This is a genomic window from Bacillus sp. Cr_A10, assembly GCF_029222665.1.
Lineage (GTDB): Bacteria > Bacillota > Bacilli > Bacillales_A > Planococcaceae > Psychrobacillus.
Genome location: NZ_JARHXR010000002.1, coordinates 130,454 through 152,081 on the forward strand (window position 1 = coordinate 130,454; position 21,628 = coordinate 152,081).

The window sequence follows — 21,628 nt, forward strand, 5'->3', positions numbered from 1 at the left end:
GAGACCCCGCACGAAGGAGGAGGCTCGGCGCTCGCCCGCGGAAAGCGAGCGATAAGCTTCGGAAAACCTGCTCTATCCTATTTCTACAGTCTGAAGGAGCGATTTCTCGCTCCTTATTTTTTCTTTGATCGTTTACGTTTTTGAGAATTTTTAGCTACGGATTCGTAGAATTTCTTTTTCTGTTTTACTTCTTTTTTCGGACCTGGTTGAGAAGACCCTTTTCTTTGATTGCCAGAACCTTCTTTTTTCTTTGCGTGTATAACTTTTGGTGTTTCTTTTCGAGTTCGGTGGAATGCTTTTTTCATTCCGACGATTTCAAAGTCTACGGATGATTCTTCCACTTTTACATCGGCAACTCGTACAGTAACTTCATCCCCGATGCGGAATTGCTTCCCTGCACGTTCCCCAATCATCATCATTTGACGATCGTCGAATCGGTAATAGTCGTCTGTCATGTTCGTCACATGCACAAGACCTTCTATTGTATTAGGAAGCTCGATGAACATACCAAAGTTTGTAATAGAACTTACGATACCTTCAAATTCTTCACCGATTTTGTCCGCCATATATTGAGCTTTCTTCAATGAATCGGTATCGCGTTCTGCATCAACTGCACGTCTTTCACGCTTAGAAGTATGTTCAGCGATATCATCCATTATTGCTCCCCAATGGTTGATTGTAGGTTGAGATACATCTCCTTCTACTAAATAAGTACGGATTAATCGGTGAACGATTAAATCGGGATAACGACGGATTGGTGATGTAAAGTGTGTATAATACTCCGTTGATAAACCAAAATGTCCTAGACATTCTGCATAATATTTTGCTTGTTGTAACGATCTTAAAAGCATTGTCGAAATAACTGGTTCTTCCGGCATTCCTTCAATGGACTCGATAATTTCCTGTAATGCCTTCGGATGAATATTGTTTCCTGTTCCTTTTACTACAAGTCCAAAGTTCGTTAAAAACTCGAAAAAGCGTTGAAGCTTTTCTGGTTTTGGATCTTCGTGGATTCGGTAAATGAACGGTACATCCATCCATTTAAAATGTTCTGCGATTGTCTCATTGGCAGCAAGCATGAATTCTTCGATCAGACGCTCTGCAACTGTTCTTTCGCGAATAGCCACATTCGTTGGCCAACCATCTTCATCCACCAAAATTTTTGCTTCTGGAAAATCGAAGTCAATTGCTCCACGATCTTCACGCTTCTGTCTAAGGACAGCTGCTAACTCTGCCATCGTTTCGAACATCGGTACAAGCGGCTCGTATCTTTCGATTAAAGCCGCATCTTTTTCTTCCAAGATTTTATATACATCCGAGTACGTCATTCTTTCTGTTGTACGAATAACGCTTTGGAATATCTCATGTGATGTGACCATTCCTGATCCATCAATCATCATTTCACATGATAATGTTAGCCGGTCCACTTGTGGATTTAACGAACATATACCATTCGATAGGCGATGTGGAATCATAGGTATAACGCGATCTGTTAAGTAAACACTTGTTCCACGATCATATGCTTCACGGTCAAGAGGTGAACCTTCTGTCACATAATGACTAACATCCGCTATATGAACCCCTAGTTTATAAGTGCCGTCTGGTAATTTTGTAACCGTCACAGCATCATCTAAATCTTTCGCATCAGCACCATCAATTGTAACAATCACTTCATTTCGTAGGTCTCTACGATTTTCTAAATCTTTTTCATCGATTTCGGAAGGAACTGCTTCCGCTTGATCGATTACTTCCTGAGGAAAATCAATCGTAATTCCATGTTTATAAATAATAGATAAAATATCTACTCCTGGATCGTTTTTGTGCCCTAAAATTTGCGTGACAATACCAGTTGCCGATTTTCTATCGCTAGGCCAATCCGTAATTTCTACAACAACCTTATGCCCTTCAATTGCTCCGAGTGTATCACCTTTTGCAACAAAGACATCCATTGGAACTTTTTTATCGTCTGCAATAACAAATCCAAAGCCTTTATTGTCTTGGAAAGTACCAACGATCTTAGAAATTCCTCTTTGCGTAATTTTAATAATCGAGCCTTCTCTTCGATCTCCAGAAGTTTCACGGGATACACGAACAAGTACTGTATCCCCATTCACTGCCCCATTTACTTCAGTTGGTGGAATGAAAATATCATCCATGCCATCCTCTTCTGGTGCAACAAAACCAAAGCCTTTCGCGTGCCCTATGAATTTTCCAACTACTAAGTTCATACGTGCAGGTACACCATATCGGTTTGATCTTGAACGGACAACTAAGCCCTTTTCTTCCATTTGAACAAGTGTTTTAACCAGTTCTTTAAATTCCTCCGAATGGCTATAACCGAAATGCTCCTCAATTTCTTTAATTGTTAGTGGTTTATATTCATCTGCTCTCATTAATTCAAGTAGCGTATCTTTTAAATTTTCCATGTTACATCCCTCCTTTTTCAGCGTGTGCACTTTTGGTTCGTTTTACACATTCCAATCAAGTGACTCTAAAAAGTTTAATATATCTTCATGTAATTGTTCCTTTTCTGGACCAAGTGTAATGACATGACCAGAATTTTCATACCAATTTAGATTTTTTTCGATTGATTCTGCTTCTTCATAAATGATTGTAGCCGAATTCACATCAATGACCGTATCCTTTTTACCTTGTGTAACAAGGAGCGGAGCATAAATATGATCAACGTGATCACGTACATTGTAAACAAATTCTCTCAACTCTGATAATGTTTCCATTGGTGTTTCGCGTATTGCTTCTACTTCTTTTTCGATTTCTTCCTCGGTTTTTCCTTCATACTTTTTATATTCTCTTGCGTATTTCAATACACCCTCGAACATAATGTCGGTTGTTTTCATGGACATTGGGGAACACATCGTTACAATTCCTTTCACAGGAACTGTATACCCCAATTTCAATGAAAATACGCCTCCAAGAGATAGACCTGCAACTGCAATTTCCTCATAGCCTGCTGCTTTTAAACGATCATAAGCCATCATGACGTCTTTCCACCAATCAGTAGGACCTGTTTCCAAGAGTTCTTCAGGTGGTACACCATGTCCTTTATAATGTGGCGCTAATGATGTATATCCATTTTTCTCTAGAAATCGTCCAAGCATTCGTACATCCGATGAGTTTCCTGTAAATCCATGTAGTAGAAGCACTGCTCGTTTACCAGCTTCAAAGAAAAAAGGTTTAGGCGTTGTGATTCGCATAAAAAAATACCTCCAATATAAAATACAGTATGCCTCTAACTGCTTTCATTCATAACGGAAAAGTCCGGCAGCCAGACATTACTATATATAAGCTTAATATGTATGTAAAAATTTTTAAAAGAAAACGCCTAACCAATCAGAAGTCGGTCAGGCGATCTGTTTTAAAATTTAGTAACAGCAATAGTTAAAATAAAAAATAATACTGCAAGTACAATCGTCACTCTATGTAATACAAGGTCCATGCCTCGAGCTTTTTGTTTTCCAAATAGTTGTTCAGCCCCACCAGAGATGGCTCCTGATAGACCAGCACTTTTCCCTGATTGTAACAACACAACAACGATTAATGCGAGCGATACGATGACTAGTAAAATCATTAAAAACGCATGCATTTATTCCACCTCCTGATAAGAACGTTCACAACAATATTAATTTTACCAAAAAAAACTAGAACTTACAACAGTCTATCGACAAAACAGTATAGTATAAACTGGTTCATTATATATCTAAAAATTTAGCAATGACAGTCAATCGATTACAATTCATAAAAAAAGTAAAAAAAGGAAATTCACAACCTATAGAGAATTAAGTAAATTAGTAAACTCATAAAATAATAGCAAAAGGAAGGTACATCGTGAAATACAAATTAATAGGACTTAGTATACTTATTATAGTATGCATAACAGGGTTACTTTATTGGGAAACTCTACAAGAACAAACTCATCCTCCCTCCGAACAATGGAGTAGATCATTTCAGTTAGAAACGATAGAAGGTAACTTTGCTAAACTTCAAAGTGTTCAAGAAGAGAACGGATACACCATTAGCATGCTTGACTTCAAAAAACTAGAGGTTTTGTCGTGTGACAAGGAGTTAGAGTGTAAAAGAAATCGTACGATTGATTCGCTTAATACATACAAAAATAGTTGGAGTGATGGAACAGACTCCTACTATATAAAAGAAAATTCGCTTATTCATACTAATACAACTTCAGGAGAAAAAGTTATCGCTTCAGACGTTGCTAACTTCACAAAGACAGTAGATTCACTCGTGTATTGGACGGAGAATAAAGATATAGTAATTTTAGAAAGTCCTTTTACTAAAGAAGAGCAACGTTTTAGAGCTGATGAGCCTGTGAATTTTGTTAAAATTCTAGAAGATCAAATCTTTGTTGTAACTGAAAATAAGCAAGATAAACTTTATACTTTGTATAGTCTCTCCAACGAGCTTTCTGAACTCTTTACTTTTACTATTAGTGGACAAGAAAACCTTTTATCTATGCAAATTTTTCAATTAATAGATAAGAGTTATGCTATTGCGCTTGATAAAAAAGTATTAGCTGGTGGCTCTAGTACAAAAAATATTGAATTAGCACAATTTGATCTAAGTAATCATCAATCACCGATCTTCGATAAACTGTCCTTTGTGGAAAATGAAACAAATAGCTCATTAAGCGATATTCAGTCTCCTATGATATATCAAGGTGAACAAGCACCGATTATTACATTTTCTGCTTCATTGTATGACCCCTCTCTCGGGAAGGTCAACAAAATATTTGTTGGTGATTTAGTAGATACTACCATCCAAGCAAATGCTGTTACTAAAGTAGGAAACCGTTATGAACGTTCTTTTCTATTAAACGAGGAAACGGTTGCCTATTTAAAAATGAAAGGTGCCAGTCGCATTCTAGAATATTCATCCTCAGATGAAACCAAAAAACTAGAAACTAATAATATCATGGAAGGAGATTATAAAGCCGCTTTTTATACGTTGTTAAGTAATCTATTTCATGGATTTTTACTTGCAATGTTTTCGTTTGTATGGATTTTTCTAACATTTATCATAACGTATGGTAGTTTATTTTTACTAGGTAAATTTAAACCGGAGCAATCATATAAAATTGCTTTTACCATTCATCTTATCGCACTTTTTAGTATGCAATCGATTTCCTTATTTAAATTTACAACTATTCAATCCATCCTTCATAACATTCCTTTCATAACGGAAGGTTGGCATTTTATAGTACTCTTGTTGCTTGTTATGATTCTATCAACCATTCCTTTGTTCCTTGTTCGTTACAAAGTGTCCGAAGAAACGTTCAATCTATTTGTTTTATATACGACATTTATGAATCTCGCAATATTATTTCTTTTGATTGGACCATATCTCTTTTAAAGTAAAAGCTCCTTAACAATCGTTAAGGAGCTTTTTAGATTAGTTTTATATAATTATAGTTCAGTCCACTGCCAGTACAAATATCATGACGATTTTTGGAGAAGCGTCCGCTCGACTCCTGCGGGAAAGCGAGACAGACGAGACCCTGCAGGAGCGTAGCGACGAAGCGGCTCGGCGCTCGCCCGCGGAAAGCGAGCGGTAAGCTTCGGAAAACCTGATTTTATATTATTTAATAATAAATTTGTCTACAAAAAAGAAGCGAAAAGTGACTGTGTCACTTCCCGCTCCTCTAATATTCCAACTAAAGTAGTGAATTTTCTAACTAAATGCTCTTAAATTCCAACTAAAATAGTCTTTTTTCCAACTAAAAACTTCTAGATTCCAACTAAATAATTTCAGTTGTAAAAAGTGATGCTAAAACTAATTATTTTAAGTTATAGAATGTTTTTTTACCTAAGTATTGAGCTGTTTCATACAATGAATCCTCAATACGTAGTAATTGGTTGTATTTTGCTACACGATCCGAACGAGAAGGTGCACCTGTTTTGATTTGACCAGCGTTTGTTGCAACTGCGATGTCCGCAATTGTCACGTCTTCTGATTCACCAGAACGGTGAGAGATAACTGCTGTATATCCAGCACGTTTTGCCATTTCGATTGCTTCAAATGTTTCTGTTAGCGTACCGATTTGGTTCACTTTTACAAGAATAGAGTTACCTACTCCTTGCTCAATTCCTTCAGCCAATTTCTTCGTATTTGTTACGAATAGATCGTCTCCAACTAATTGAACTTTTTTACCTAAAAGATCTGTAAGCAATTTATGTCCAGCCCAGTCGTTTTCATCTAATCCGTCTTCAATAGAGATAATTGGGTATTTTTCACAAAGCTCTTCATACCAAGCAACCATTTCTTCTGAAGTTTTTACAACACCTTCACCTGATAAATGGTATTTACCATCTTCTTTATTGAATAACTCTGAAGATGCTACGTCCATAGCTAGAAGTACTTCTTCGCCTGGTTTGTAACCTGCTTTTTCGATTGCAGTCATAATCGTAGAAAGAGCTTCTTCATTTGATTTTAAGTTCGGTGCAAATCCACCTTCATCTCCAACAGCTGTGTTTAAACCAGCTTCTTTTAACACTGCTTTCAAGCTGTGGAAAATTTCAGTACCCATACGAAGTGCGTGACGGAAAGTTTCTGCTCCAACTGGCATTACCATAAACTCTTGAATATCTACGTTGTTATCAGCATGTTCCCCACCATTTAAAATGTTCATCATTGGAACTGGTAGTTGTTTTGCATTAAATCCTCCTAAATATTGATAAAGAGGAATATCTAAATAATCTGCTGCTGCGTGTGCAACTGCGATGGAAACTCCTAGAATTGCGTTTGCACCTAGATTTGCTTTGTTTTCTGTACCATCTAATTCGATCATTGCTTGGTCAATGGATACTTGGTCTAAAACTGTGAAGTTTTCTTCCAATTCAGCTGCGATAATGTTATTAACATTTTCTACTGCTTTTAAAACACCTTTACCTAGGTATCTTGCTTTGTCACCATCACGAAGTTCTACTGCTTCATATTCACCAGTAGATGCACCAGATGGAACGATGGCACGACCATATGCACCGCTTTCTGTAAAAACCTCTACTTCTACTGTTGGGTTCCCACGTGAATCTAATACTTCACGAGCTTGAATTTGTGTAATAATTGGCATTTTTAACTCTCCGTTTCGATTAGTGTTTTACCTGTCATTTCAGGCGGTGCTTCTATCCCTAATAAGTGTAACATGGTTGGTGCCAAATCGGCTAAAATTCCGTTACTTCGGAGCGTAATATCTTTTTTCGTCACAATGACAGGCACAGGATTTGTTGTATGTGCAGTCATCGGCTGACCTTCAAGAGTAGTGACTTCATCCGAATTTCCATGGTCTGCAGTAATGATTGCTTGGCCACCTTTTGCTAAAATGGCATCCACTACTTTACCAAGACAAGTATCTACTGCTTCAATCGCTTTGATCGTTGGCTCTAACATACCACTATGTCCTACCATGTCTGGATTAGCGAAGTTTAAAATGATTGCATCAAAGTTATCATCTGCAATTTCAGCTAACAGTGCATCCGTAACTTCATACGCACTCATTTCCGGCTTTAAATCGTATGTAGCGACCTTTGGAGAACTTATTAAAATTCTTTTTTCTCCTGGAAACGTATCTTCACGTCCACCACTCATAAAGAATGTTACATGAGGATACTTTTCTGTCTCTGCAATTCGCAGCTGTGTTTTATCATAATTGGAAAGTACCTCTCCAACAGTATTAAATAAGTTTTCTTTTTCAAATACTACATCTGAAACAACATCATCACTATAATGTGTGAATGTCACAAACTTTAAGTTCGTCGGATGTTTTTCACTTAATTGTAAACTATCAAATGATGGCGTATTTAATGCCATAGAAAGTTGAATTGCTCTGTCTGGACGGAAATTAAAGAAGATTACCGCATCCCCAGAGTCGATCGTAGTAGCAGGCTTGGCATCCGCTTCAATAACAAATGGTACGACAAATTCATCTACGATATCTTCTTCATAAGATTTTAATATGCCTTCCGTTGCTGATTCAGCAGTTCTTCCGACACCATCTACAAGCACTCTATAAGCCAAGTCCACTCGTTCCCAGCGTCGATCTCTATCCATTGCATAATAACGACCACTTATTGAAGCAAACTTACCTACACCTATTTCTTTCATTTGTTTTTCGGCTTCCTCTACATAACCAATCGCTGTTCGAGGACCAACATCTCGTCCATCTAAGAACCCATGGACAAATACGTCTTGTAATCCTTGAGATTTAGCTAATTTCAATAAAGCAAATAAATGAGAGTAATGACTATGAACACCACCATCTGAAAGTAAACCCATCAAGTGTAGCTTCCCACCAGTTTGTTTAACATGTTCAATAGCACCAAGAAGTTTTGGTTCAACAAAGAACTCACCATCACGAATCGATTTATGAATTCGAGTCAAATTTTGGTATACAATTCTTCCTGCACCTATATTTAGATGCCCTACTTCTGAGTTTCCCATTTGCCCATCTGGTAATCCAACAGCTTCACCAGACGCAGTTAAAGTAGCATTAGGATAATCAGCCCAATAACGGTCAAAGTTTGGTTTACTTGCTTGCGCTACTGCGTTTCCGTATGATTCATGGCGCAATCCAAATCCATCTAAAATAAATAAAGCAACTGGACTCTTAGACATTTTCTCCAGCCTCCAAAAGTTTAACGAATGAGTCTACTTGTAAGCTCGCTCCGCCAACTAATGCTCCGTCGATATGTTCTTTGGATAGCAATTCTTCTATATTTTCTGGCTTCACACTTCCACCATATTGAATACGCAAGCTGCTGGCAACTTCCTCACCAAAACTATCAAGCACCGTTTCACGAATTGCTTGGCATACATCATTTGCATCATCAGCAGTAGCAGTTTTACCAGTCCCAATAGCCCAAATTGGTTCATATGCAATGATCGAATTTTTCACATTTTCTTCTGAAAGACCTTCTAATGCTGCCATTACTTGATTGGAAACAATAGTTTCCGTCTCATTTTGTTCACGTTGTTCTAACGTTTCTCCTACACAAATAATAGGAGTTAAATCATTTTCAAATGCGGCTTTTACTTTTTTATTAACAGAGTCATCTGTTTCATTAAAATATTGGCGTCTTTCAGAATGTCCAATGACCACATAGCTCACGCCTAAATCTTTTAGCTGAGGACCACTTACTTCCCCTGTAAAAGCTCCTTCTTTTTCCTCGTGCATATTTTGTGCTCCTATGGAAATAAAAGAATCTTTTGCATCATAGACAAGTTGGTCTAAAAACAAAGCAGGAGCGCAAATAATTGTTTCGACTTTGCTACTATCTACTTGTCTTACTTTTAACAGTTCTACGAAATCTTTTGCCTCCGTGAGGGTTTTATACATTTTCCAATTCCCTGCTATTACAGGTTTACGCATATGACTTCTCCTCCATTACTTATCGTTTAAAGCAGAAACTCCTGGCAAATCCTTACCTTCCATAAACTCTAAGGAAGCTCCGCCACCAGTCGAAATATGATCCATTTTATCCGCAACTTCGAATTTTTCTACTGCTGCTGCAGAATCTCCACCACCGATTATTGTGTACCCAGTAGTGTCAGCCATAGCATTAGCAACACCCTTTGTTCCTTCTGCAAAAGCATCCATTTCAAATACACCCATTGGTCCGTTCCAAATAATCAGCTTGCTATCCTTAATGACATCGGAATAAAGTGCTGCAGTTTTCGGTCCAATATCAAGCCCCATCCAATCAGAAGGGATTTGATCAATATCTACCACTTTCGTGTTCGCATCCTTTGAAAACTCATCTGCCACAACTGCATCAATTGGTAAATAGAAAGCTACACCTTTTTCTTTCGCTTTCTCAATAAAAGACTGTGCAAGTTCGATTTTATCTTCCTCTACAAGAGACTTCCCGATATCATGCCCTTGAGCTTTTGAGAAAGTATACGATAATCCACCACCGATTAAAATATTATCTACTTTGTCTAATAAATGGTCGATAACACCAATTTTATCTTTTACTTTTGCTCCACCAATGATTGCTGTAAATGGTCTTTCTGGATTCGATAAAGCTTTACCTAAAACATCTAGTTCTTTTTCCATTAATAATCCAGAAACAGCTGGTAAAAGCTTAGCAATACCTTCTGTTGTAGCATGAGCACGATGAGCTGCACCAAATGCATCATTAACATATACGTCTGCTAAAGATGCAAATGCTTTAGCAAGTTCAGCATCATTTTTTTCTTCCCCTGAATGGAAACGCACATTTTCAAGTAATAGTACATCTCCATTATTCATTTGGGAAACAGCTTGTTCTACGGAAGACCCGATCGATTCATCCAATTTTTTAACTTGCTTATTTAATACTTTAGATAAGTGCTCTCCCACTTTTGTCAAACGAAGTTCTTCTTTTACTTCCCCTTTTGGGCGTCCCATATGGCTCGCCAAAATTACTTTCGCACCTTGCTCGATTAAATAGTTTATCGTTGGTAGTGCTGCTCGAATACGTGTATCGTCCGTAATCTTTCCATCTTCCATAGGTACGTTAAAGTCTACTCGGCAAAATACTCTCTTACCTTGTAAAGAAACGTCTTTCATTGTTTGTTTTTCATTCATGAGAAAAGCCCCCTAATATAATGAGAAATGAGTAAGTCGCCCGCTTAGCCGCGACAAGCGGCTGGCGCCTGAAGTCTGGACAGTACTTTATAGAACTTATTACTGTCAATCTTTTATAAAAAAATAAGGAGCGAAGGGTAACCCTTGCTCCTTTTACCCTCTTCCATTATAGAGGTTATTAAACATAAACGCTATTTACAAATTCAATACAATTCGGCGTATTATAGTCCTTTTTTCATCATAAGAAGAGCTAGATCGATACAACGTGCTGAGTATCCTGATTCATTGTCATACCAAGAGATTACTTTAATAAGATTGTCTCCAAGTACCATCGTTGAGAGTCCATCAACTGTAGAGGAAGAAGTATTTCCATTATAGTCGATAGAAACAAGAGGTAGCTCGTTGTAAGCTAGTATTCCTTTTAACTCATTTTCCGAAGCTTCTTTTAATGCAGTATTAATTTGTTCTACTGTTACATCTTTTTCTAATTCTGCTACAAAGTCTACTAAGGAAACATTTGGAGTAGGCACACGAACAGCCATACCATCTAATTTACCTTTTAGTTCAGGAAGTACTTTTGCAACTGCTGATGCTGCCCCAGTAGTTGTAGGAATCATCGATTCTGCTGCTGCACGAGCACGACGATAATCACTATGTGGTAAATCCAAAATACGTTGATCATTTGTGTATGAGTGAACTGTCGTCATCATTCCACGTTTAATACCAAATTGATCTTGTAACACTTTTGCTACAGGAGCTAGACAGTTTGTCGTACAAGAAGCATTTGATACGACATGATCTGTTTCTGGGTTATATTTATCCGCGTTAACACCCATAACGAATGTAGGCATATTATCTTTTGCTGGTGCAGATAAAATAACTTTTTTAGCTCCAGCTTCAATATGCTTCCCAGCTTTTTCAGTAGTACTAAAAATACCTGTACATTCAATAACAATGTCCACTTGTTGCTCTTTCCAAGGAAGTGCAGAAGGATCTTTTTCTGCGAATACACGAATGTTTTTTCCATTAACGATTAAGTAATCGCCTTCAGAAGTAACTTCCGCATCAAAAATTCCATGTACAGAATCATATTTTAACAAATGTGCAAGCATTGCAGCATCTGTTAAATCATTGATTGCAACCACTTCAAGATCTTTCTCTTCTAACGCTTCTCTAAAAACTTTACGTCCAATTCGTCCAAACCCGTTAATAGCTATTTTTACTGTCATTTTATTTTCCTCCTAGTTTGTTTGTGAGATTATTTTCATCATTTCGTTTGCTGCACCCTCATCCGTCACTAACACAGTTTGTGACGGTGCTTGTTTAAAATAAGATAAAAGTGCTTTTGCTTTTTTGGCACCACCTGCAACTGCAAGCAAATACTCTATATTTATTAATTGTTTTAATTGGATTCCAATCGTTCTAATTCGATGTACAGCTTCGCCTTGTTCATTAAAATAATATCCAAATGCTTCACTGACAGAACCAATCTCTTTTAAACGCTCTATCTCAGCTTCAGTAGAATTTCTTCTTCGAGCCATTTCAGCTGCATCACCTATACCATGAATAATAATATTTGTTCTTTCATATAGGTCCATCATTTCTTGTATAAATGGTTCTTTCTTCATCGTAGTGTATGCCTCTTCACTTAAACTATCCGGCATATACAATGTACGATAATTTCCTTTCATTTTATCGGAGAAAAGAGAGGCAATCGTATTAGCTTGTAATGAGACATCTTTTCCAACACCGCCTCTTGCAGCTATAAACATCAAGTTTTTCCATCGGGATGTTTCATGTACGAAGTTGGAAATTGATGCAATGGTAGAACCGCCAGTAACAGCGATTATTTTGTCATCGTTTAAAATACTCTCCAAATACTTTGCTGCTTCTTGTGACAATAGCATTTCTGCATTTTTGTTAGTATCTACATTTCCAGGTACAATTATCACTTCTTTAATGTGTAAATATTTTAAAAGTGTTTGTTCAAGCGTTAATCTACCTGACCATTCTCGAACAACTTCTTTTAAATCTAGTAGTACTTGGGTTCCGGTTGGAGTAATTGCTGCTCCTTCTCGTGAAACCTCAATTAAGTTTTGCATCCTTAAAGCATCTAGTTCTTTTCGTGTATCTCTTTCTGATAAACCTAGTTGTTCTCCTAAAACACGACGTCCAATCCCTTTAGAGATTTGAATCATTTGCAGTATTTGATATCTCTTTTGTAACAAATCACTCATTTCAGGAATTAGCTTTAATTGAGCTGTGAGCAAAGGGTCCATATTTCACTTCCTAACCTAATGTGACATTTTTGTCCCACTACCACAAAAAATGTCCCAGTTACTTAAAAAAAAAGTGATTCAATAAATTAATCTTACAATATAATATTCAACTTGGCAATTATTTGTGCATTATTTCGGAAGACAAAGGGAGATTCAAAGAAATAGATGAGATTCTGCATATTAATGTGTAGCTTCCCTTCTTACGTGCGACAAATCAAAGTAAGTAGCGGGTAATCATATAAATGTAGCGAATAGTCATAGGAATGTTGCGATTAAAGAGAAAATATAGCTAATAACTATTATTTACTGTGGGAAGCAAAAGTACGGAAGCATACTTATAGTAATGCTTCCAGTATCGTAGCGTAATCTACCTTTCCATATTGAATAATTTCATCCTCAAATACAACTACTGGGATCATAAGCATATATTTTTCATGTAACTCATCGTCTTCTTCTATATTCACTTCACTCATTTCAAAAGAAACGTCCTCTTGTACAAGCTTTAACATTAATCTGGCATCATCGCACAAATGGCATCCTGGTCTTGTATATAAATAAACTTTCACTTACATTGCCTCCTTGAAAAAAGAGAACGCTCAAATATAATTGAGCGTTCGATTAATTATAATATTACTTACATAATTAGCATTTATCAACTAGACCATCACCATTTACGTCCTGCACCGCCGCCTCCAGCGCTTCCTCCTCCGAATCCACCGAAACCTCCACCAGAGCTTCTACCACCGCCAAAGCCACCTCCGAAGCTTCCAGGTCCGAACATTATGGATCGAGAACGACGACGTCCACCAGGACCACCTCTACCGCCTCCATTCATAATAGAGAAGATAATATAAATTACAATTATTATTGCAATAATCGTTGTAAAGGAAAACCCTTCATCTGTATTAGCCGGGTTCTTAGGTTCTACCAATTCTCCGTCCCAACCATATTCAGTTGCAACCTCATTGTAGAGAACTTGATAAGTTGAAAGTACCGCATCATCTACAGAACCTTGATTTAAATAAGGCATTGTATATTCATCAATAATCCGTCCTATTTTTCCATCGGGTAGTGCACCTTCAAGTCCTTGACCAACTGCAATATATACTTCTCTATCTCCAACCTTATCGGGATCTGTTTCAATTACAAGTAGAACACCATTGTTCTTTTCTTTATCACCAATACCGAATTCTCGAATCACATCTACACTAAATTGGTTCACATCTTGACCATTTAAGGAGTTGATAATCATCACAACAATTTGTGAGCCTGTAGCATTTTCTAAATTAACTCCTAACTCTTCAATCTGTTGCTCTGTCGTATCAGATAAATAATTTTCGTAGTCCTGAACATACAATTCACCTGGAATTGGTTCAGGAATATTAGATGCCGCTACAGTTACTATTGGTAAACTAAGACATAAAAGTAGCGCAACGATGAGCATTCGCGCAACTTTTACCATTACTCGCCATCTCCTTCAAAGTCAACGTTCGGAGCGTCCTGAGCTGCTGCGTCTGCTTCAAAGTACTCTTTCTCATCAAATCCAAATATTGAAGCAACGATACTTCCTGGCATTCTCTTTACTTTTTTATTGTAATCCGAAACTACTGCATTATAATCTTCACGTGCTACAGATAAACGATTTTCAGTTCCTGCAAGCTCATCCATTAGTTGACGGAAATTAGCATCCGCTTTTAGTTCCGGGTAATTTTCTACAACAACTAATAATCTACTCAAAGCACCTGATAACTCATTATTCGCTTCCGCTTGTTCTTCTGGAGTATTCGCTCCAGCCAATCTAGAACGTGCATCTGCTATATTGCCAAGCACTTCTTCTTCATGTGCAGCAAAACCTTTAACTGTGTTCACTAAGTTTGGTATCAAATCCATACGTCGTTGTAATTGATTCTCAATTTGCGCGTATGCTTTATTCACATCTTCTTCTCCGTTAACAAAACCGTTATAACTTGGTATTAAAATGGCTGCAAAAAGTGCAATAATCACCACAATTATAACAATTGGACCTAATAATTTTTTCATATTCATTCACCTCTAATTTGCGTATAGTCTTAATCTACCTTAAATTCTAAAATCTAAAACATCCCATGCTATTCGCTAGAAACAAGAATGTTAGTACTGCTTTTGTTTAATTTTATCCATGAGTGGTAATGATAAATAAAGTTTATTTAATGGGGTGATTCAGATGAATACATCTAATGAGCAACATAGCACTTTGCCAACTGAAGCAGTCGATGCACTAGAAAACATAGAAGGTAGGTTTCCCGGATCTCGTCGTGCCCATGCAAAAGGAATATATTACGAGGCCATTTTTAAACCAACAGGAAACGCAAAACCTTTTACGATTGCTGAGCATCTTCAAAACGAAGAAATCCCTGTGACTGTTCGGTTCTCAAATAGTCCTCCAAATCCATCAGCAGCTGATTTCCTTTCACCTGCTAAAGGTATGTCTGTCCACTTCCACTTACCAGATGGTAAAAAAAGTCATTTAGTCAGCACGACAGTCCCCATGTTTGTAACAAAGAGTCCTGAAACATTTTTAGACATGCTAAAAACACTAACTGCCGACAAAACAGGTCTAGATAAGGTAGATTTAGGATTAGGTATAGTAAATATCTTAAAAAAATATCCCGATAGAAAAAACATTTTCGCCGCGCTTAAAGAACAAATGAAGCAACCACCAACAAGTTATGCACTCTTGAACTATTACCCTATACATGCCTTTTACTTTGTTAATAAAGATGGTAAAAAGCAAGCAATCAAATACGAGTGGCAACCTGTAAAACTAGCAGAAAGCTCCTCTAATTTGGATGTGAGTAAATCTTCACCAAACTATCTTAGCGAGGATCTCAACGCTCGATTGGCAAATGGCCCAGTTTCATTTAATTTAGTTATTCGATTAGGATTAGATAGCGACCCTACCGATGATCCTACCGATCCATGGCCAGATGATAGAGAAAAAATTGTAGTTGGAAAACTTACATTATTAAAAGCCCTTCAACCGAAGGAAGAATTATTATTCGATCCGACGATTGTTGGAAAAGGCATTGAACTAACCAATGATCCAATCTTACACTTCCGTCATGAAGCTTACAGCGTTTCTTATAATAGACGGAACAATGAATAATAAGACACTCTACACATATAAAGCTATGTGTAGAGTGTTTTAAATGGTATCCTTTAAAAAGCCTATTGAACAATACAATGTTATCCAGAGTAACTTCTATCAGAAGTTGCTAACCACCGAATCCGTTAAAACTTGCACTTTCCACCGTTTTTGCATCTCTTTTCGCATTTTCTACATTTTGGTTTACTTCTGGTGTATTGAATTCACTAAAGTCTTTCCGAATGAAATAGTCGTATCCGAAACCGATTAGAATAAACAATCCAGCGATCCCTAAAACAAGTAGCCATAACATTTCTCCGACACCTCCTTTACGCCATTTATATTCTTGTATGCTATAAAAAAACTGCAAGAACTCTTTATTAAAACCCAAAGGTCGAAATTTACAAATCTTCTACTAATAACTAATACGGTTGAATTGTAAATAGGTTCCAAATAAAAATAAATAGATTGTTCCCACCTTCCGAACGGTTAATGTTTACTTAAGAGTTAGCATGAATTCCGATTGAAGCAGGAATTATTTGGATAGACTTTGTACGTAATACAAATAGTGAGTTGTACTAAAAGTGAGGAAAAAGTATTTAGCTTCTGAGGTTAGCATATCTTTAAAGAGTACTACTGTGGAATAGGAGCGGAAGGCGGTGGCTCTAGCAGGAAAAGTGGAACACCGATGATGCAATTATAATAAAAAAACACTCTAAAATGTTGTGTTACCAACGTCTTAGAGTGTTTTGAAAAAACTAAAATACGCCCTCGGAGGGAATCGAACCCCCATCCCAAGAACCGGAATCTTGTGTCATATCCATTAAACTACGAGGGCAAGCGACTTTTCTATTATACAAATGGAACGCAAATAATTCAAGCTATCATTTCAATGCTTAATATTTGACCTTCCTTGACCTTAATGTGTATGATAAAGTTACAGCTGAGGGAACTTTTCTCAGTAATCAAATAATCAAACCACCTTTGAAGGAGGCAATCAGGATGAATTTAATTCCTACAGTTATTGAACAAACAAATCGTGGAGAACGTGCATATGACATCTACTCCCGATTATTAAAAGACCGTATTATTATGCTTGGAAGCGGTATCGATGATAACGTGGCTAACTCCATTGTTGCCCAACTATTATTCTTAGAAGCAGAAGATCCAGATAAAGATATTTCCATCTATATTAATAGCCCAGGCGGAAGTATTACTGCTGGTATGGCCATCTATGATACAATGCAGTTCATCAAACCAGATGTACAAACAATCTGCATCGGTATGGCTGCTTCCATGGGTGCTTTCCTTCTTACAGCTGGAGCAAAAGGAAAACGCTATGCACTTCCTAACGCAGAAGTAATGATTCACCAACCACTTGGTGGCGCTCAAGGGCAAGCAACGGAAATTGAAATTGCTGCAAAACGTATTTTATTTTTACGTGATAAATTAAACAATATTATTTCTGAACGCACTGGTCAACCTATTGAAGTAATCGCTAGAGACACAGATCGTGATAATTTCATGACTGCTGAACGTGCAAAAGAATATGGTTTAATCGACCATATTATCGACCGTAGCGAAATGAAAAAAGCATAATCAGAAATTCTTAAGTGATTAAGAATCTTTAAAGAGTGGAGGGAAATGACTTTGGTCAACCCCTCCGCTCTTTTTTTAGATTACGATGTGTGAAACATCTCATTGGTCAGAAAACTTTTTATGTGGACAGAAAATATTTTATACGGTCAGTAATTCTTTTATCCAGACACATTTATAACTATCCGGTCAGAAATAACTTTATCCGGTCACAAACACAGTGAGCCCATGTAAAGGTCTCTTAGCATATCCACTATAATAAAGAGCCTAAATAAAAAGACCGCCTTTTCGTCTTAGCTGACTAGTTGGGCGCTCTTTTTTTTAATTTTCATGAGAAATAAATTTTGCTAATGCTTCTACTGCTTCTTCCTCGTCCGAACCATCTGCACTCAATGTTACGGTGATTCCTTTACTGATAGCTAGGCTCATAATTCCCATGATACTTTTTGCATTTACTTTCTTCGCATCTTTTTCTAAATAAACATCTGCAATATAACGATTAGCCTCTTGGACAAATAAAGCTGCCTGTCTCGCTTGTAGTCCGGCTGGTAATTTGACTTCGACTTGTTTTTCTGTCATTTTTCTACGCTCCATTTCCCTAAATTGTCTCGCCTCTACGAAGTGCGTCTGCAATTTCATCTATTTTACGCAAACGATGATTTATTCCTGATTTACTCACATTTCCAGTGGAAACCATTTCACCTAATTCTTTCAATGTAACATCTTGGTATTCAACACGCAACCTTGCAATCTCTCTTAATTTATCAGGTAATTGATCTAATCCAATTGTATTTTCAATAAATCGGATGTTTTCAACTTGTCTAATTGCAGCACTGATTGTTTTATTGAGGTTAGCTGTTTCGCAGTTAACTAAACGATTTACACTGTTTCGCATATCTCGGATGATGCGTACATCCTCAAATTTTAACAATGCATTATGTGCGCCAGCAATGCTAAAGAAATCAGAAATTTTTTCTGCTTCCTTTAAATAAGCAATATAGCCTTTTTTCCGTTCAATTGTTTTTGCATTTAGCTCAAATTCATTCATTAGTTCGACTAACGCATCACTATGTGTTTTATATAATGAATAAATCTCCAAATGATAAGAAGACGTTTCTGGATTGTTAACAGAACCACCCGCTAAGAAAGCTCCTCTAAGATAAGCTCGCTTACAGCAATTCTTTTTAACCAGTTCCTTTGAAATAGAATACTCAAATTGAAAATTCTCTTTCAAAATTTTTAAGTCCTCTAGTAAGTTCTTTGCCCCTTCACGGACACGACATATATATACATTGTTCTTTTTCAATCTCATTTTTTTACGAACAAGTAATTCTACTTGATAGGGATATAATGATTTTATCAATGTATATAGTCTTCTAGCAATTGCTGCGTTTTCAGTTTGGACGTCCAAACTTAGCATTTTATTGCTAAACGATAAAGAACCGTTCATTCGAATAAGCGCAGAAAGTTCAGCCTTTGAACAACAAGGCTTTGACTCTTCCTGGGTCATCTCTTTTTTTGTTTCAGAAGCAAACGACATAACCGTTTCCCCCTTTCTTGCTAGTGACTTATTGGTGGTGATTTTAGATTAACCAGCATATTCTACTAGCCATTTTGCTACTTCCATCGCATCATGACGAACTGCTCCATCATACACAACTGAAATATCTTTTTTTACGATGTCTATGTCTAATGTTTCTAACTTTTCTACATCTATTTTCACGGGTGATGCTTTTTCTTGCTTATATAAAAACTGTACATTTTCAGGAATTTCTTCCTTGCTAATTAATACAGTATCTAAAAAATTTTCTCCTACATGATCAATAAGTGCTTGCACGTGATCAGAAGCCGAATAATTACTCGTTTCCCCTGCCTGCGTCATCAAATTACAAATGTATACTTTCTTTGCTTTAGATTGAATAATTGCATTCTTTATATCCTTTACTAATAAATTAGGAAGAATACTTGTATATAAACTACCGGGTCCTATAGCAATGATATCTGCCTCTAAAATAGTTTTAATTGTTTCCGGTAACGGTTTCACCTCGGAAGGTGTAATAAATACTCTCTCAATCTTATGTCCATAATGTGGAATTTTAGATTCCCCACTAATGATGGTTTTATCTTCAAATTCTGCATGAAGTGTAACAATTTGATTGGCAGCTGGAAGAACCTTGCCGTGTACTTTTAAAACATGACTCATTTCTCGAATAGCATTTGCAAAGTCTCCTGTAATGGAAGTTAAGGCCGCAAGCATTAAGTTCCCTAACGAATGACCTTCTAATTCGCTTGAGTCGGAAAAACGATACTGAAACATTTCCTCTACTAATGGCTCTACATCTGAAAGTGCAGCTAATACATTTCGAACATCACCGGGTGGTGGAATATCATAATTATCCCGTAAGCGCCCAGAACTTCCTCCATCATCTGCCACAGTGACAATTGCAGTAATATCGAGCGGGAATTTCTTCAAACCACGAAGTAAAGTAGATAATCCCGTACCACCACCAATAATTACTATTTTCTTTTTATGGTGTTTCGTACGATCCATTACTTCATTCCTTTCTTATTGTAACATCTCTATGCGTTATGATTGTTTTGTCATCTGCTTTTAAAAGTTTCCCAAAATATTCAGCAAGTGTTACGGAGCGATGCTGGCCTCCAGTACATCCGAAAGCAATTACAAGCTGAGTTTTGCCTTCTCGTTTATATTGGGGAATCATGAATTGAAACAAATCTGTTAACTTTTCAATTAACGTTTTTGTATCTACCCACTTTAGTACGTAACCAGATACTTCTTCATCCAGTCCCGATTTTAAACGCAACTCTTCAATATAGTATGGATTTGGTAAAAAACGTACATCAAATACTAAATCCGCATCGATAGGAAGCCCATGTTTAAAGCCAAATGACATAACATTGACTGTAAAAACATTGCTTCCTTTTGGTGAGAATTCATCTTGTATTTTTTCACGTAGCTCTCGTGGTTTCATTTTTGAAGTATTATAAATGAATTGTGCTCTTCCTTTTAAATCAGAAAGTAATTCTCTTTCTTTTTTAATACCATCTAAAGGAAGCCCAGAGTTCGCTAGAGGATGAGATCTTCTCGTTTCTTTATATCTTCTAACTAATACTTCATCTTGCGCATCTAAAAATAATACTTTAGGAGTTACAGACGTTGCTTCTTGTAAGCTGTTAATCGAATCAGCTAAAGTATTAAACATTTCTCCCCCACGCAAATCCATCACGGCAGCAATATTGCGAGGCTGTTTATTCGAATCCATCATTAGATTAATGAATGTGCCTAAAAGTTCAGGAGGTAAATTATCGATACAATAATAGCCAAGATCCTCAAAGCTTTGAATTGCTACTGTCTTCCCCGCTCCAGACATACCGGTAATAATAACTACTTCTGTTTCAAGCTTTTGTTGACTATCCATTATTTACTTCTCCCTCCGATGATTGCTGAATCGTTTCTTTTAGTAGGGTAAATTCTGGCGTGTACACAAATGTTCCATATTGAACTCCGTGTTCTTTAACAGCAAAAAGTAGATTTGTACGATCTCCTTCCGCCATAGGCAATACTTGTAAATCTTCTACTGGATGCCATTCGAGAACACCTTCTTTTGTTTCTTTATAAGGTGTTCCTTCTAAGTCTCTTGCAATAAAGGTGAAGAGCATCCATTCATCGATTTGTTCTCCATCCTCTTCAATCACCATTGTATAAATACCTTTTAAATGCGGATGGATTGGAGTAGTATTCGTTTCTTCTGTATACTCTCGGACGGCGGCACTAAGAATGGATTCACCTGACTCCATTTTACCTCCCGGAGCAACATACCAGTTCCTTCTAGGCTTTTTTAATAAAAGAACTTGCCCATTTTTATATACGAGTAGATTTGCGATTCGTTGCACGTATTAATCACTCCAAACCAATAAATACTTAATTACTTTATATTATACATGAAAAACAAAAAAAGAGGCTGCTTCATCGATTAAAATCGAGAAACAGCCTGTCCAATAATTTCTATA

The 21,628-nt window shown here is 36.9% G+C and carries 21 protein-coding genes and 1 tRNA gene; 3 read left to right on the forward strand and 19 right to left on the reverse strand.

Annotated elements, in window-relative coordinates; genetic code table 11:
• Positions 1-113 precede the first annotated feature (113 nt).
• From rnr to secG, 3 genes are all read right to left on the reverse strand, one after another.
• Complete coding sequence (rnr, locus tag P2Q73_RS01380) at positions 114-2,426, reverse strand: ribonuclease R (protein ID WP_275783107.1); 2,313 nt, start codon at positions 2,424-2,426, stop codon at positions 114-116.
• A gap of 42 nt (positions 2,427-2,468) precedes the next feature.
• Positions 2,469-3,215, reverse strand: coding sequence for an alpha/beta hydrolase (locus P2Q73_RS01385; RefSeq protein WP_275783110.1), 747 nt, complete (start codon positions 3,213-3,215; stop codon positions 2,469-2,471).
• A 161-nt stretch (positions 3,216-3,376) separates the two neighbouring features.
• Positions 3,377-3,604 carry a preprotein translocase subunit SecG gene (gene secG, locus P2Q73_RS01390; protein ID WP_053588441.1) on the reverse strand — a complete coding sequence of 76 codons (228 nt, stop codon included), beginning with the start codon at positions 3,602-3,604 and terminating at the stop codon, positions 3,377-3,379.
• A 242-nt stretch (positions 3,605-3,846) separates the two neighbouring features.
• Here secG and P2Q73_RS01395 point away from each other — a divergent pair, with 242 nt between their 5' ends.
• Positions 3,847-5,385: a hypothetical protein gene (locus P2Q73_RS01395; protein WP_275783114.1), complete on the forward strand. Its 1,539-nt coding sequence runs from the start codon at positions 3,847-3,849 to the stop codon at positions 5,383-5,385.
• A gap of 424 nt (positions 5,386-5,809) precedes the next feature.
• Here P2Q73_RS01395 and eno read toward each other — a convergent pair whose 3' ends face one another.
• The 9 genes from eno to P2Q73_RS01440 form a co-directional block, all read right to left on the reverse strand.
• Positions 5,810-7,102, reverse strand: coding sequence for a phosphopyruvate hydratase (gene eno / locus P2Q73_RS01400; RefSeq protein ID WP_275783117.1), 1,293 nt, complete (start codon positions 7,100-7,102; stop codon positions 5,810-5,812).
• A 2-nt stretch (positions 7,103-7,104) separates the two neighbouring features.
• The gene (gpmI, locus tag P2Q73_RS01405; protein ID WP_275783119.1) at positions 7,105-8,643 is read right to left on the reverse strand and encodes a 2,3-bisphosphoglycerate-independent phosphoglycerate mutase; all 1,539 of its coding nucleotides are present in this window, start codon (positions 8,641-8,643) and stop codon (positions 7,105-7,107) included.
• Entirely contained in the window at positions 8,636-9,397 is a 762-nt protein-coding gene (gene tpiA, locus P2Q73_RS01410; protein WP_275783121.1) for a triose-phosphate isomerase, read from the reverse strand. Before tpiA ends, gpmI begins: the two co-directional genes overlap by 8 nt.
• Before the next feature lie 15 nt (positions 9,398-9,412).
• Positions 9,413-10,597: a phosphoglycerate kinase gene (locus tag P2Q73_RS01415; RefSeq protein WP_275783123.1), complete on the reverse strand. Its 1,185-nt coding sequence runs from the start codon at positions 10,595-10,597 to the stop codon at positions 9,413-9,415.
• 221 nt (positions 10,598-10,818) lie between these two features.
• Positions 10,819-11,826, reverse strand: coding sequence for a type I glyceraldehyde-3-phosphate dehydrogenase (gene gap, locus P2Q73_RS01420; protein WP_053588434.1), 1,008 nt, complete (start codon positions 11,824-11,826; stop codon positions 10,819-10,821).
• A gap of 12 nt (positions 11,827-11,838) precedes the next feature.
• Complete coding sequence (locus tag P2Q73_RS01425; RefSeq protein WP_275783128.1) at positions 11,839-12,876, reverse strand: sugar-binding transcriptional regulator; 1,038 nt, start codon at positions 12,874-12,876, stop codon at positions 11,839-11,841.
• A gap of 335 nt (positions 12,877-13,211) precedes the next feature.
• Positions 13,212-13,442, reverse strand: a complete 231-nt coding sequence (locus P2Q73_RS01430) for a glutaredoxin family protein (RefSeq protein WP_275783131.1) — start codon at positions 13,440-13,442, stop codon at positions 13,212-13,214.
• Between the two features lie 98 nt (positions 13,443-13,540).
• Positions 13,541-14,338 carry a TPM domain-containing protein gene (locus P2Q73_RS01435; protein WP_275783134.1) on the reverse strand — a complete coding sequence of 266 codons (798 nt, stop codon included), beginning with the start codon at positions 14,336-14,338 and terminating at the stop codon, positions 13,541-13,543.
• Entirely contained in the window at positions 14,338-14,916 is a 579-nt protein-coding gene (locus P2Q73_RS01440) for a LemA family protein (RefSeq protein WP_275783137.1), read from the reverse strand. The genes P2Q73_RS01435 and P2Q73_RS01440 overlap by 1 nt, the downstream gene beginning before the upstream one ends.
• A 163-nt stretch (positions 14,917-15,079) precedes the next feature.
• Between P2Q73_RS01440 and P2Q73_RS01445 the strand changes: the two genes are divergently transcribed.
• Positions 15,080-16,021 (forward strand): catalase, encoded by a 942-nt coding sequence (locus P2Q73_RS01445; RefSeq protein WP_275783140.1) that lies wholly within the window; start codon positions 15,080-15,082, stop codon positions 16,019-16,021.
• Positions 16,022-16,130: 109 nt separating this feature from the next.
• Here P2Q73_RS01445 and P2Q73_RS01450 read toward each other — a convergent pair whose 3' ends face one another.
• Both P2Q73_RS01450 and P2Q73_RS01455 read right to left on the reverse strand, forming a co-directional pair.
• On the reverse strand, positions 16,131-16,313 hold the full coding sequence (locus P2Q73_RS01450; RefSeq protein WP_275783142.1) for a hypothetical protein: 183 nt from the start codon (positions 16,311-16,313) through the stop codon (positions 16,131-16,133).
• A gap of 453 nt (positions 16,314-16,766) precedes the next feature.
• Positions 16,767-16,838, reverse strand: a tRNA-Arg gene (locus tag P2Q73_RS01455).
• Between the two features lie 164 nt (positions 16,839-17,002).
• Here P2Q73_RS01455 and clpP point away from each other — a divergent pair.
• On the forward strand, positions 17,003-17,599 hold the full coding sequence (gene clpP, locus P2Q73_RS01460; protein ID WP_053588428.1) for an ATP-dependent Clp endopeptidase proteolytic subunit ClpP: 597 nt from the start codon (positions 17,003-17,005) through the stop codon (positions 17,597-17,599).
• A gap of 318 nt (positions 17,600-17,917) precedes the next feature.
• Here clpP and P2Q73_RS01465 read toward each other — a convergent pair whose 3' ends face one another.
• From P2Q73_RS01465 to P2Q73_RS01485, 5 genes are read right to left on the reverse strand one after another with little or no spacing between them, the layout of a single operon-like run.
• Positions 17,918-18,175: an HPr family phosphocarrier protein gene (locus P2Q73_RS01465; protein WP_053588427.1), complete on the reverse strand. Its 258-nt coding sequence runs from the start codon at positions 18,173-18,175 to the stop codon at positions 17,918-17,920.
• Positions 18,176-18,194: 19 nt separating this feature from the next.
• Positions 18,195-19,136: a DNA-binding protein WhiA gene (gene whiA, locus P2Q73_RS01470; protein WP_053588426.1), complete on the reverse strand. Its 942-nt coding sequence runs from the start codon at positions 19,134-19,136 to the stop codon at positions 18,195-18,197.
• A gap of 48 nt (positions 19,137-19,184) precedes the next feature.
• Positions 19,185-20,147, reverse strand: coding sequence for a gluconeogenesis factor YvcK family protein (locus P2Q73_RS01475; RefSeq protein WP_275783148.1), 963 nt, complete (start codon positions 20,145-20,147; stop codon positions 19,185-19,187).
• Positions 20,148-20,151: 4 nt separating this feature from the next.
• Complete coding sequence (gene rapZ, locus P2Q73_RS01480; RefSeq protein WP_053588424.1) at positions 20,152-21,036, reverse strand: RNase adapter RapZ; 885 nt, start codon at positions 21,034-21,036, stop codon at positions 20,152-20,154.
• Positions 21,029-21,511 carry an 8-oxo-dGTP diphosphatase gene (locus P2Q73_RS01485; RefSeq protein WP_275783153.1) on the reverse strand — a complete coding sequence of 161 codons (483 nt, stop codon included), beginning with the start codon at positions 21,509-21,511 and terminating at the stop codon, positions 21,029-21,031. The genes rapZ and P2Q73_RS01485 overlap by 8 nt, the downstream gene beginning before the upstream one ends.
• Positions 21,512-21,628 lie beyond the last annotated feature (117 nt).